This is a genomic window from Oculatella sp. LEGE 06141, from assembly GCF_015207605.1.
Taxonomy (GTDB): domain Bacteria; phylum Cyanobacteriota; class Cyanobacteriia; order Elainellales; family Elainellaceae; genus Oculatella.
Genome location: NZ_JADEWO010000014.1, coordinates 58043 through 70957, shown reverse-complemented (window position 1 = coordinate 70957; position 12915 = coordinate 58043). Strand labels below are relative to the sequence as shown.

The window sequence follows — 12915 nt, the reverse complement described above, 5'->3', positions numbered from 1 at the left end:
GTTAAAGCTCCTTTAGTTTCCCAAGCTTTTCTAGAAACTCTTCGGATTCTATGATTAGAGGATTGACATCAAACCAGGATCGCCTATCCTCACCATAGTATTCATATATGAACATGTCATGAATCAAAGCTTGATATTCACGCATTTTTTCGTCATCACCTTGACCGGGTTTCTTCGATTGATATACATTAAGCAATAAACTCCATTCATTATCGTCAATTGGTCTCAGCAAAGAGTTAGTATTGTGTTGAACTACACGGTTTAAGCCTTCACGAGAAAGAGGTAAATTCCAATCTTCATTTATCCACTCATTTAGGAGCTGTAGAAATTTACGAATATGTCCACCACTAACTTGACATAACTGTATTAAGCTCTCTTCACAATCAAAAAGTTGCTCAATTAATACTTTCGATTCGCAAGCTTTCTCTTCAATTGGGAATGCCCTCGCTAATGCTAGTCGGTACATTAGTTGCATCCCTTTAGAATATTTGTCACCATTTCGTGATTTGACTGGTACCATAGGCAACACGGTAGCATCTGCTCCATATCTTTGAGCCAATTCATTTCCTTTATTCGAGAAGATTAGCCCCAGTGGAATTGTGTAGATTACATGGCACTCTAACTGACGTAATTCTTCTGATAGAAAAAGTTGTGCTTGCTGAGTTGGAGGATTCTTTAAAAGGTCAAGTCCATCAATAATAATGGCTAAACCTGCTTTATTATTTGGATTACGTTTTAACTGCTCAACAGCTGGATTTAGAATTTCTTGGTTAATTCCTCTAACAATCTCAGTTCTGTGTGCTCCTGCGTAGGCTTTAAGCTTGTCGCGAAATGATCTATCGACTTTAGCTTTTCCAGTAAGCTTGAAAATTCCAGCACTAATGGAAAAGTCTCCTGAGCGGTTTGCATTCCCGCTAGTAGTTCCTCCGGGCAACGTCCACCCTATTTCATTCAGTTCTATTTCTGTCAGTAAAAGTTTAGCGGTTTTTTCTAGAAAATCTCTTAGCCCTTTTGGTTGTAAGCTGATTTTTATGTCTTTCGCTTCCTCTAGATTTTTGCTCACAATTTGAGCAATAGTTAATAAAACATCACCAATCTCAACATCTTCTAGGCTCTCTAAGCCTTGAGAGGCAGAGAAGTAAATAGTATAAAAATTTTCTTTGCCTAATTCAGCTTCTAGTCGGTGCAGCTCTGTAGACTTACCACATCCAATATGTCCAGTGAATAGCCTACAAGTTGGAAGATCTGGTTGAGAGACAATGTTGCGCTTTAGCTTTTCAATAGCTCGACCACCTCGAACTTCAGAAAAATCAATGTAATACTGTCTATCTTGCTCGCTTGCATATACCAAAGTTTTGTTAGGATTAGTGGCTTTGAAGAATTCTTCCAGTAAAGTCATTGGGGTGTAGAAATTTGACACTACAGAATTACGTTGTTCTATGCACAGGATCAGGAAATATGTTTATGTTTTTATAGTCGTCTCATCAAAAATTTGAAAGAGCCTATATTTGAATGGTATAAACTGCTACTCCTTCTGAGAAACCAAAATTTTTAAGATGGTGATTAAGCAATGAACAACTATCTTGAACGAATCGGTAGCGAAGCAGATTAACCATCCTGTACAAGCTACCCGTTTTGGGGTTGATCAGGTTGAAACTTTAAAAATATCTTTATAAAGTAAAATATTTTATGATCGTGTACTGAGTTTTACAAATCTGAAAATACTTACGTCCCTCTCTCTAAACTTGCTTAAACGGTCTTTTTGGAAAAATGTCTGCCTGGGTCCTATAGGTACCTTTTTCCCATCTTATGAAGGAACAATCAATGGAGTGCTTCATCTGTCACCTTTACCTAGATACACACTTTTCAACCCCATCGTCCCCTTCTTCGTTATGCCCCAGTAGCGCAGATAACGGTAAGGCCCATAAGCCTTACCCGTCCTAGAGTCAGGAATCATCTTCAGCTCAATATGCCCTCGTCCCCCGTGCTTCCCCAGCGGTGTGCCATCCTCACGAGTCTCCTGGTTCTCCTCCTCTGCCTCCTCCCGCCGTGACTCCAATAGCCCCTGAATCATTTCAGCCAGATCCCCTAGCTCTTCATCACTCCAATCTTGGAGTTCCTGAATCAATCGCCCTGCTTTGCTCCGCTTTGGCATCTCCCACCCCTGAGTCCGCAAAATTTGCTTAGGGAATACTTAGGGATCTTTAGCTTGTTTTTATTCCCTAAGTCCAGATTCACCTGTACTGCTTTTGGTTAGGGAAAACTTGGCTCGTCATAAAGGCAAAACTATTCCCTAAGCCTCATCGCCACCCCAACTAGATGAAACTTTGATGTCCACGACCACTGGGATCGGACGCAGAAACTTCCGAGCTGCTGCAACCATGCAGCAATGTAAGAGATAACTGATGTGCTTCGCTTCGGCAACAAGACACTCCAGCAGGATTTCGTCATGAACTGTGCAAATCAGCTTCGCTTCTGTCTCTACCAGCACTTTGTTGAGTTTCACTAACGCCAATTTCGTGATGTCAGCATTTAACCCCTGGACTGGATGATTCAGCAGCTCTGCCAGCCTGGGTTTATCCGCCCACCTGCGCCGCCGTCCTGCCAGTGTACGGCTCTCCTTTATGCCCCGAATGTAACTGCGCTTAATCGTCTCATGCCATCCTGCTACTCCGGTGTAGGCTTCAAAGAACCGTTTCCGGAATGCCTTTGCCTCCTCCAACGATAGAGTGACTCCATACTTCGTCTCAGCATAGCTCTGAAGTTTGGCAGCACCCATACCATAGATCAGCCCAAAGTTAATAGCTTTGGCAAGCCGACGATCTTCCTCACTCACCGCGTCGATCGCTTTGCCAGTGACGAGGGCTGCTGTTAGCCGATGCAGATCCTCACCCCTGCGATAGGCTCGTTGCATCTGAGCATCGCCACTCAAACGGGCAACAATCCTCAGTTCAATCTGAGAATAGTCCGCTTGTACTATCTGATAACCCGGTGCAGCGACAAAACAGTTTCGAGCAGCGGCATTGCGAGGAATGGTTTGCAGGGGCGGGTTACGGCAAGAGAAGCGACCCGACCTGGCTCCAAGCTGATAGTAGGTCGGGTGAATCCTCCCTGTCACCGGATGGATATGCTTGGGCAGGCTATCGGCAAAAGTAGCAGTAATTTTGGAAAGGTGGCGGTAATCCAACAACGCTCGGATCACAGGATATTGTTTCGCCATGGGAACCAGCTCCTTTTGATTGGTCGAGTTTACTGGAATGCCAAATGCCTGAAGCGCTGCAAGCACCTGTTGGGGAGAGTTTGGGTTAATCGTATCCGTCATCTCCGGCAGTAAGGACATCTGAGCGTTACCAGCGATCCGGAGTTGGCTGAGCTGATGAAGTGCCGCATCCCGATCGCTCTCTAGCTTTGCCCCCAATGTTTGCCAGCGTGAGAGATCCAGCAACATCCCATTCAGCTCCATCTGAGCTACCGCAGGCATACAGTGAAACTCCAGTTGGGCAATTTTGAGGAGGTGCGATCGCTCTAACTTCTTGACTAGAATCGGGTATAACTTTAACAAAATTGCTGCATCCAACGCCGCGTACTGTAACTGTTTTGAAGTTAGGGGCTGGCTCCAATCACTGACCTGTTGGGTTTTATCCAGCTCTATATTCAATAGCTTTTGAGCAAGCGTCTGCAACGAGAGACTGGTTTTCAGTCCTGCTGTCAGCACTCGATAGGCAAGTTGTGTATCGAAGAAGGGAGAAGCAGGTTGGAGTCCTGCCTGGGCAAGGAATTGCCAGTCAAATTTGCCGTTGTGAGTAATCTTAAGCACAGGGCTGGAGAGGATCTGTTGCAGTGGGTGGCGATCGCAGGGAGCAATCTGGGGTAAATCAATGAGCATCACTGGCTGATGGGGGACTGCAAGCTGAATGAGCCGAATTGTATGAATGTGAGGATCTAACCCTGTTGTCTCGCAGTCTAATCCAAACATGGGAGGCTGTTCTAGCGATTCTCCTCCGACGAGGCTACGCCAACGTAGTGCCGATTCAAGTTCTTTCCCCGACGTAATCAGTTGATAGGTTCTATCTTTCAAATGAGGGTGAGTTTGGGAGGCAGGCATAATCGGAAATGGATGGAGGACTAGCTTGCAGGGGCGGTAGCACCAACCATCTCCGGCATTGCTCATGATTCAGAACAAACTGACCTGTTCTGGCTGATCGGATACTTGAGCTGGGTCAACTGAGATTGCTTCTGCCTTTTTCCGATTGCGCCGCTTTCCCCATCCCTGTTGAGCTGCGTGCTTCACCACGCTTCGACGAATTGATCGGCTCAGATCTTGAAAATCATTTTTGACTGTGCTGAATTCAATCGGATGCCCACCAATCAACTCATAAAAACTGGTTGCGTTTTCGGGCAACCGATTGTGTTTTTTCATGACCTCATTTCCCGACCAAAGATAGAGATCAACATAATTTCGATGCATCGGCGCTTCCATCGTGGCAAGCATCATATAAGCTAATACTTCCGTAGGTGTAGCGTAGTCTCCAACTTGCTCCTGTTCATACTCGGAAAGGATGAGTTCAAACCGATCTTGCACACAGGCAACCTTTAACCAACCTGGAGTTGCATCACCCCACAGACTTCGATGTAATACCAATGGTCCTACTAGATAACGGACATGATGGATGGAAAACTCTGCCATTTCCAACATGCACGCTAGCAATTCTTTGGGAACATCGAGGGATGCCAAAAGGCGCAACATTTCCAGCGTGCTAGATGAGCAACGGGTGTCTGGGTTAGCAGCATCTTTCCCTTGTTGAAGGGTTCGCACCAACTCTTCGGGAATAAAACTCAGTTGATCCACAGCGCAAGCCTCCTGTAGGAATGTCCCTACAAACAGCCAATTGGCTGGAGCGTTGTTATCCACCTGGTTGAGGTCACTCCCAGGTCTGGCTTTATAGGCTGGCAAGCATATCGTTTCGTATGGATGCTTGCGCGATGAACACTGAATCAACCCCCGATTTCAATGCCAATCCTGACAGTAGTAGCGGTTACCAAACGGGTGGTTATCAAACCTCTGTCGCTAGTGGCGAACAATCGATCACTGGGGCAGGCACCAATCCCTGGCAAACCGATCACTTCAGTGATGGCTATCAGGAAAACATCTTTGAACAAAATTTTGGCGATACGCCTTACTCAGAATCAGCCGCCAACCCCAACCCTCACTTAAAAGGCTATGGCAAGGGTTCTGCTTACCAGTCGAAAACAGAGCGTACCTTTTCTGCACCCGAACTGGAGCTTTAATTCCCTCAACCCTTTCTACTGTCATGAATACCCCACTGAGAATGCCAGACGGCTTCAAAAGGCAGCGTGTTCTGGCATGGATCATTTCGCTGTGCTTGATTGTCATCAGCCTTTGTGGGTTTGTTGCACCTGCGTCTGCTCGCACGATCAACGACGGCAGCCTACCCACGCGAATTCTAGAAATTGCAGGGAGTCAATCTGGATTGCCTGCAACGCAAGTTTTGTTGCCCGACTGGAACCGGATCTCTTTATCGCAGATGCCGGGTATTAGTCGCTCTGGCTCGATCGATGACAAGTCCTACAGCCAAGCGTTAGGGTACGACCTGAGCCGTCGTTGGAGTGCTGGCATGACTCCCGATCAGTATTTGAAGCTGGGGGATATCTCGCAGGCATTTCAGGCAGAAGTCTTTTCGCCAGGGGCGATCGCCCACCTCACCAACCTCGATCTCAATCAAGTGGCTCTGAGTGCGTTTACGCTGGCAGCCGATCAAACCCTGAGCCATTTAACAAAAGTGGTACCGGGGCTAGCACAAACTAATGTCCGGGCGATCGCCCCTGTCGCGGCTCTTCTCGCTGCCAAAGCCGTAGGCATTAATGTCTCTGATCAAACCCTGGCTGGAGTGCTGGCACAGAATCCCCAGATTGGACAGCTACGCTTAAAGGAGATTGATCTTTCTCGCTTTCCTGTCAGCTCCATTCCCAACCTGGAAGCCGTTCAGCTCCAACAATTTGAGGGCTGGATGAACAGCTTTGTGAAAGGTATTCCAGGGTTGGGTCAGGTGCCATTAGGGTCAATGCCCAACCCAATTGCTGAACTGGGTAGTCTAGTCATGCGGATCGATCAGGTATATGGTCCAGCAGAGGCACAACGCAACAACACCATTTCTGGCTCTGATGTTCAGGGCTTTTCTGTGCCCTGTGCTGAAACCGATTGCGCCTATGTTGAACTGGATGATCTGGAGAACGCTGGACGTAGTGCGCGTGGCAGGCTGGAAGGAAAGCAATGGATCTCAGGAAAATATCAGGAAGTCCAGGGTGGTTGGGGCGTTTTGCGATCGGTGAATGGTGGTCGAGAACCTACAGGACGCTTGCCCTTCGGTTCTGCTTTCAAAGTCGTGGTGATGGAGCCGGATGAACCCACGGATACCGTAGACACTGCCCTATTCTTCCGTTTCTGTGCTAACGCGCTGGGCTGTACACCCTATTTCATTGGTCCGGTGCCGTTCTTTACCTACAAAGTTAATGCTTTGATGTTTGTCGGAGATTTGAGCGATCAACGAGCTGCCGCTGCCTCTCAACCCACTGGGGCTAGCCAAGAGTCCGGAAGTAGCCAAACTGGGGCTGGGAATCAAAATGAGGGCAACCCCTGTTCTTTAGACGGCAGTAGTCAGCCTGTATCAGCACAGTCCATGCAAGGCATTGATCTAAACGCACTGGCAGAATCGATCGCCAGCATCGAAAGTGCTGGAAGTGGCGGTTACCAGGCAGTCGGAGTTCATACATGTGCGGATGGCGGAAGCAATTGTGGACGGGGGTTAGGTCGCTACCAGTTCATGAGTTACAACCCCTATGCAGTCCAGTTAATTGCTGCAAAGCCAGGCGGGCAGGGATTCTTAAATCGCATTGGACAGGGCTACCAACCCACTGAAGCAGAACTGTTTCAATTCTTTCCACCTGCTGATCAGGATCGTGCCTTTATGGCAGACCTTGCCAATAAAATTCAGGTGACGCGAGGACAGATTGATCCAACGACAGGACAACCCTTTACGGGCGATCGCCTCTTAGAACGGGTTGCCCAAAAACATTTCGGTGGCGATTACAGCCGTGTGGATGGGGGAAGCTCCGATGCATTAGGTCGTCTGAGTCTACGAGATTACGGTCGCACTGCTGTGACTCGCTATCGCAACGGTGGCAATGGCACACTCACCTGTGCTCCCAGTGCGACCCGGACAACTGCTAATGCCTCTGGAACAAAAAGCAATGATACAGCCTCGAACAGTGGGACACCCGGACGAGCTACTGGAAGGCTAACCAACCCTGCTCCAGGCTTTCCAGTAACCAGTGAGTTTGGTTCTCGCTCCAGTCCTTGTGCCAGTTGTAGCTCCAATCACGCTGGCATTGATATTGGCGCACCAATCGGGACACCGGTTCGAGCGGCTGATGGTGGCAAGGTTCTTTACGCAGGTTGGCTTTCGGGCTATGGCAAAACCATGATTGTGGAACATGCCAATGGCAGGATGACGCTCTATGCTCACCTGGATTCAATGGACGTGAGCACTGGCACGGCTGTTCGGCAGGGGCAGGCGATCGCCCGTAGTGGACAAAGCGGCTTGGGCACTGGACCCCACCTCCACTTTGAAGTGATTGAAGGTGCTACCCCCGGCAACTGGCGCAGCGGCTCTTCCATCAATCCCAGACAGCGGGTTCAATTCTAAGGAGGAATCAACCATGCAACCCCAGCAGCGATTTTCACTGAGATCCATTGGCAGACGTTTGACTGCAACCTTCTGGCTACCTTTAGCGGTGGGTATGCTACTCACTATCGGGTTAGGGTATCTTCCGCTTGATGCTCAAACCCCTGGAATCCCAGAAACCGTCAGTCGTTGTATTCCCCAACAAACCCGGCAACCCATTGTTCGGAGTGAACTGATCGGCTCTAGTCGATTACAAGGCAAGGACTATTACTTACTAGCAACCTATACCGAAAACAGCCAAGCGCCAACTAATTTGATCATCGCAGTCACGAATGGACGCTGCGAGGAAGTGTTTTTTAACCCAATGGGCGATCGCATTCCCTTTGCTAGTGTTGTTCCCCAGTCCGTCGCTCAACAATTGACATTGGCACGATTCCGGCGAGAGATTCAACGGCTTGGTAAAGATCGCTTCCAACAACAGGTCAGGCAGGGCGCAGCCTCCACCCAGAATCCTACCTGGTTTGCAGAGGAAGTCTGGGCACTCCGGCAGTTAGGCATTACGGTTCCCGCGAATGTTCAGGTTCAGCAGTGAGTGCAAGTTGAAAAGGAAACCCGCTATGACAGATTCAGCTTCAAAACTGGCTTCAACTCAGCAGCAGGAACTGAGCCCATCCACCATCCCTGCACCACCTCACTGGTTATGGCAGTTAGGATACTGGTTTCGCGTCGGTTTTAGCCTTTTTCTGCTGTTATCAGTACTTATTGGCGTGGCAAGTTGCAGTTCCAGTGCAGCAACGGTTCCCTGGCAAAAAGCGACAGCAATAGTCTCTGAACCTGTTTTAGAACAGGTGATTCAAGCAAATACTGATCTGGACATAGCACAAGCCAAAGAAAACCTGCTTGCCTGGACTGTAGACGGAAAAGACAGCAAACTGACGCTATTTAATTTCAACACTCCCAAGTTGTGTGGGGCATTAGGCTGTCTTTACGCTGGCTACTGGTTAAGAGAGAATCAACCCGCAGTAGAAGTGTTCCAGAACTATCTAAACCCAAACCTTCCAGCGAACAAACCGCTATTTCAAGTAGGAGAAAACCGGGGTCAGGCTCTACCCTGTTTAGAGGTGTTACAGATGGAGGGCGATCGCTTACGACAGTTGAATTATTGCTTTAATGGCGATCGCTATCAGCTTATCAATAGTCAAATATTAGCCCATCGCCTAATCAAGAGCTACTAGGAATATAACAGAGAAAATTCTAATTCAGCAACTGCATCCTTATATCTATCATCTTAAAGATCAGAACATGCAACAATGCCGAAAAAACAAACTTATGATTACTAAAACTGAGCTTTTTATTTACCTTATTATTCACTACTATTAGTTTTATAAGCGCAGCGACTCTATTAATTGAGAAGAACTTTGGAAGAAGCTTCTGTAGAATCTAGAACATATTGCGTGTCGTACTGTAACCGTTTTATAAGAAAATTTTGACGCTCGTCCAAACGAATTTGCGGTTTCAAACTACTTCTCCTAAAGCATGAGAAAATATTTGTGCAATTTTATCTAACTCATCTTGAGTACAGATAAATGGAGGTGCAAAGTTAAAAGTTGATCCACCATAAGTTGAGCGTATAATAAGCCCATTTTCTCTAGCAACCTGCTGAACTTTATTACCAATAGAACGAGGCAGTGGCTGATTTGGATGTTTAGGATCTTCAAGAGCTACTGCAATCATAAGTCCAACACCTCGAATATCTTTAATAAAGTTATATTTGGCAAGTGCTTGTTGCATTTGATGTAATAAATATCTTCCATCTGCTCGTACTTTATTTAGCAGTTTATCAGACTCAACTACTTCTAAATAAGCAAGACCAGCAGCACAAGCTGCTGGGGAACCACCGTAAGTAAAACCATGCATAAAAACATTATCAGAGTTCTTCTCACATAGCTCAAAAAACTCCTGTTTAACAAGTACTGCTCCTAATGGATAATATCCAGCAGATAAGCCTTTAGCTAATACAATGATGTCTGGTAAAACCTCGTATAAGTCAGCAGCAAACAAGCAACCTGTTCGACCCATACCAGCAGTAACCTCGTCGAAGATTAGAATTATTCCATTTCTATTACAAATTTCTTGAATTTTTGAGAGATATCCTGGAGGTGGAGGAACCATCCCACCAGCCCCCATAACTGGTTCTATTATTAAGGCACACACTGTTTTGGGATTTAGAAATTCGAGAGTGCGAATTAAGTCAGCAATACATTGATTTGTAGAGTTTTCACTATTTGGTAGTCCCTGCGGAGATCGAATATGATGCACCCCAGGTAAAAGAGCCCCAAACTGCCATCTATCATCTGGCACTCCCGTTACAGAAAGTGCTCCGTATGACATTCCGTGATAGGCTCCTCTAAGTGCAAGAATATTATGCCGTAGTGGTTCGCCCTGAAGGTATGCGATGTGTCGACTTAGTTTAAGGGCGGTTTCAATTCCTTCGGAGCCACCGCTTGTGAAAAATACTGTATTGAGGTCACCTGGTGAACGTTCAGCAAGTGCTTTGGCAAGACGGATAGATGGTTCGTGGGAAAAAACAATTAAGGAAGTGAAAGGCATTGCCTCAAGCTGCTGGGTAATTGCTTTAATTACTCGTTGTTCAGAATATCCCAAGTTCAAATTCCACAAGCCTGATATTGCGTCTAGATAGCGTCGTCCTTGATGATCAATTACATAAGGTCCCTCACCATTAACAGCGATTAATTGCCGCTGACGGTAGGTTGTAGCTTGCTGAAACGGATGCCAAACATGAGCTAAATCATCAGAATACAAATCGGCTCTAATTTCATCCATTTTTACTTTAACCTCATCAAATTAAGTCTAAAAAGATAATCAATGAGACAGTTCCTATTACGAAGTGTCTTTATGATGCAAAATTCTCATGGGCTAGATTAAGTATATCAAACTTTAAATGTTCTTCAAAAGGTACAAGTTCAACTAGAGACATTCTTATTATTTTGGTTAAACTTTCTGACCTATTGAAAATTTAAGCAAATAAATTTTATACTTATTTATAAAAATCACTAAAACCTCAACTGTTTAAATTCTTACTATTAACATTATTTACTAGTAAAACCCCAGACAGTACTAAAACTCCGCCAAGAACTGACAATAGATTAGGAATCTCTTTTAACCAGATCCAAGCTATTAAGCTTGCCAAGATTGGGACTAAATAAAGGAAGCTTGCTGCTTGCGATACAGGCATTTTAGAAATGACATAATTCCAGCTCATGTATGCAATAGCTGCCGGAAAGACTCCTAGATAGGCAATTGTTAAAGTTGCTTGTAAAGGCGCTGAATATATTGTTTCTACTAAACTTGACAAGGAAAACATTAGTAGCACTGTACCACCCCAAATAGTGTAAGTTGCAAGCTCAAATGCATTATATTTCTTAAGATAAAACTTTTGAAGGGTAAAATATATTCCTTGGGAAATAGCAGCGATTATAATCAACAACGCATTCGTATTGAAATAAATGCTATCTGACTCACTTAGCGAAATTAAGATCGCTCCTATAAAACTAGTAATAATGCCGATCCAACCCTTAGCTGCAAGGCGTTCTTCGAGAAAGACTGTAGCAAAAAGAACCGTGAAAATGGGACTAGAGGCGTTGAGCAAACTTGCTGCACTAGCAGTAATAGTTCTTTGACCATAGGAAAGGCAAAGATGATAAAGCGCAACACCAAAAAAACCAAGCAATAGCATGATGGGAACATCCTTTATCCTTGGTAACCTCATCTGAGTAAGCAATGCATAAACTACTAGTACACTTGAAGCAACTAAGAAGCGTAGAAGAACAAGGTGTTCCGGACTATAACTTGTCAGACTAGCGCGAACACCCGCAAAACCAGAAGCCCAAAGAATGAGAGATATTCCTAGTGCGAGAACAGTTTGTATTGAGTTTATTTGTGAAGTTTTCATCAAAGTAATTCATCTCCAAGTTAAGCTACCTTGCTAATCTGGCTTCAGAAGTGTTGAATCTAGCCACAAAACTTCATATTGTTTCAGACAAGTGTATCTGGCAGTAAATCATAGCTCCAATGCACGATGGAACAACGCTGGCTCAATTCCAATTGCAAATAGCGGAACTTATCTAATAATCGATGCCCATAAAAGGCAGGAATTTCCATCAACTCCAAAATCAAATACCCAATCAATACCATGTAGATTTGCATCGTCACTCCGTTGACATTTTTGCTAATCAAACGGTCGAGTTTGAGATGCATTTTCAAAAACTTCCATAGAATCTCGATTTGCCATCGATTGCGATAGATTTCACCCACCTCTTCATTCGTCATTTGGTCTAAATTTGTGGCAAGTCGAAATTCACTCCGACTCTCCAAATCACAAAACCAAACGACGCGATAGCGTTGGTGGTCGAGATCGGTTTTCATGTTATTTTTGATTCGCACCACAAAGCGTGTTCGAGTGCTGCTGAGTTCATCCAAAAAGTCCCAACCTGCAAAGCCTCTATCCATGATCCCAACACCGTTTTCAGGAATCATACTATTCACCATTTCGGCAAATCGAGCATCATGTCCCTGTCCAAAATGAATCAAACAGTCGGTTGGGTTGCCCTGCTCTAAATTGATGCCATTGAGCAATTTAACTTGATGATATTCCTCTTGCCAAAACAACTTGCTTGTCAAGCTAATCACAGTTGAATCAATTGGAACCAGCATCTGGGCAGTGGCAGGATGCTGTCGCTTTAATCGATCAACCAACTCCACATAAATGCGGCAAAAAGTTTCTCCTTGCCGAGTTTTACACGCTTTAGAAAAGGTCGAAATATCGACTCCAATTCCGGCATGATTCAGCCGATAAAACAGGTCTCTCATGCTCATTAAGCTTGCGTCAAGTACGAAGGTCAGCCAGATTTCAAAGAATAGGCGCGAGTTCAAAACTGGGTAGTCAATTGCTGAAAGTCGCTTGAGCAAGGATTTGACAATGTTAGGAAAGGACGGTAGCATCAGACATCATTTTTCTATTCTTGGGGACAGAATACTGTTTTCTGCCCCCATTTTTTCTACCTTAAGCTTTCTTTCAACACTTCTGATCTGGCTTAACTACAAATCTTTCTATACAATTAATAGTACATATACCTTAATCTGTTTTAGGAGTACTGTTTGAGAACAGCATTATATGAAATCACCAATTCAA

General features: G+C 45.2%; 11 protein-coding genes. 4 read left to right on the top strand and 7 right to left on the bottom strand.

All coding sequences use genetic code 11. From position 1 onward, the window contains the following. Position 1: 1 nt before the first annotated feature. The 4 genes from IQ268_RS12305 to IQ268_RS12290 all read right to left on the bottom strand — a co-directional run bounded on the left by IQ268_RS12305 (position 2) and on the right by IQ268_RS12290 (position 4849). Complete coding sequence (locus IQ268_RS12305; protein ID WP_193878938.1) at positions 2-1399, bottom strand: ATP-binding protein; 1398 nt, start codon at positions 1397-1399, stop codon at positions 2-4. 435 nt (positions 1400-1834) lie between these two features. Next, positions 1835-2155 carry a hypothetical protein gene (locus IQ268_RS12300; RefSeq protein WP_193878936.1) on the bottom strand — a complete coding sequence of 107 codons (321 nt, stop codon included), beginning with the start codon at positions 2153-2155 and terminating at the stop codon, positions 1835-1837. A 138-nt stretch (positions 2156-2293) separates the two neighbouring features. Further along, a complete protein-coding gene (locus IQ268_RS12295; RefSeq protein WP_228035300.1) occupies positions 2294-4171 on the bottom strand; it encodes a bifunctional 3'-5' exonuclease/DNA polymerase in 1878 nt (625 codons plus the stop codon). A gap of 3 nt (positions 4172-4174) precedes the next feature. Next, on the bottom strand, positions 4175-4849 hold the full coding sequence (locus tag IQ268_RS12290; protein WP_193878934.1) for a hypothetical protein: 675 nt from the start codon (positions 4847-4849) through the stop codon (positions 4175-4177). A 134-nt stretch (positions 4850-4983) separates the two neighbouring features. Between IQ268_RS12290 and IQ268_RS12285 the strand changes: the two genes are divergently transcribed. Genes IQ268_RS12285 through IQ268_RS12270 form a run of 4 tightly spaced genes read left to right on the top strand, consistent with a single transcriptional unit; the run spans position 4984 to position 8938 of the window. Then, the gene (locus IQ268_RS12285; RefSeq protein ID WP_193878933.1) at positions 4984-5289 is read left to right on the top strand and encodes a hypothetical protein; all 306 of its coding nucleotides are present in this window, start codon (positions 4984-4986) and stop codon (positions 5287-5289) included. A 23-nt stretch (positions 5290-5312) separates the two neighbouring features. After that, positions 5313-7724, top strand: coding sequence for a M23 family metallopeptidase (locus IQ268_RS12280; protein ID WP_228035299.1), 2412 nt, complete (start codon positions 5313-5315; stop codon positions 7722-7724). 13 nt (positions 7725-7737) lie between these two features. Continuing rightward, positions 7738-8295, top strand: a complete 558-nt coding sequence (locus IQ268_RS12275; RefSeq protein WP_193878931.1) for a hypothetical protein — start codon at positions 7738-7740, stop codon at positions 8293-8295. A 25-nt stretch (positions 8296-8320) separates the two neighbouring features. Then, positions 8321-8938: a hypothetical protein gene (locus IQ268_RS12270; RefSeq protein WP_193878929.1), complete on the top strand. Its 618-nt coding sequence runs from the start codon at positions 8321-8323 to the stop codon at positions 8936-8938. Between the two features lie 280 nt (positions 8939-9218). On the opposite strand, the gene IQ268_RS12265 is transcribed toward IQ268_RS12270, so the two are convergent. The 3 genes from IQ268_RS12265 to IQ268_RS12255 all read right to left on the bottom strand — a co-directional run bounded on the left by IQ268_RS12265 (position 9219) and on the right by IQ268_RS12255 (position 12725). Continuing rightward, positions 9219-10547 (bottom strand): aspartate aminotransferase family protein, encoded by a 1329-nt coding sequence (locus IQ268_RS12265; protein ID WP_193878927.1) that lies wholly within the window; start codon positions 10545-10547, stop codon positions 9219-9221. 238 nt (positions 10548-10785) lie between these two features. Beyond that, complete coding sequence (locus IQ268_RS12260) at positions 10786-11676, bottom strand: DMT family transporter (RefSeq protein WP_193878925.1); 891 nt, start codon at positions 11674-11676, stop codon at positions 10786-10788. A gap of 83 nt (positions 11677-11759) precedes the next feature. Next, complete coding sequence (locus IQ268_RS12255; RefSeq protein ID WP_370584658.1) at positions 11760-12725, bottom strand: transposase; 966 nt, start codon at positions 12723-12725, stop codon at positions 11760-11762. Positions 12726-12915 lie beyond the last annotated feature (190 nt).

Coding starts and splice junctions, on each gene's coding strand:
- IQ268_RS12305 (WP_193878938.1), bottom strand. CDS start 1,399: ATGACTTTACTGGAAGAATTCTTCAAAGCCACTAATCCTAACAAAACT.
- IQ268_RS12300 (WP_193878936.1), bottom strand. CDS start 2,155: ATGCCAAAGCGGAGCAAAGCAGGGCGATTGATTCAGGAACTCCAAGAT.
- IQ268_RS12295 (WP_228035300.1), bottom strand. CDS start 4,171: ATGAGCAATGCCGGAGATGGTTGGTGCTACCGCCCCTGCAAGCTAGTC.
- IQ268_RS12285 (WP_193878933.1), top strand. CDS start 4,984: ATGAACACTGAATCAACCCCCGATTTCAATGCCAATCCTGACAGTAGT.
- IQ268_RS12280 (WP_228035299.1), top strand. CDS start 5,313: ATGAATACCCCACTGAGAATGCCAGACGGCTTCAAAAGGCAGCGTGTT.
- IQ268_RS12275 (WP_193878931.1), top strand. CDS start 7,738: ATGCAACCCCAGCAGCGATTTTCACTGAGATCCATTGGCAGACGTTTG.
- IQ268_RS12270 (WP_193878929.1), top strand. CDS start 8,321: ATGACAGATTCAGCTTCAAAACTGGCTTCAACTCAGCAGCAGGAACTG.
- IQ268_RS12265 (WP_193878927.1), bottom strand. CDS start 10,547: ATGGATGAAATTAGAGCCGATTTGTATTCTGATGATTTAGCTCATGTT.
- IQ268_RS12260 (WP_193878925.1), bottom strand. CDS start 11,676: ATGAAAACTTCACAAATAAACTCAATACAAACTGTTCTCGCACTAGGA.
- IQ268_RS12255 (WP_370584658.1), bottom strand. CDS start 12,725: ATGCTACCGTCCTTTCCTAACATTGTCAAATCCTTGCTCAAGCGACTT.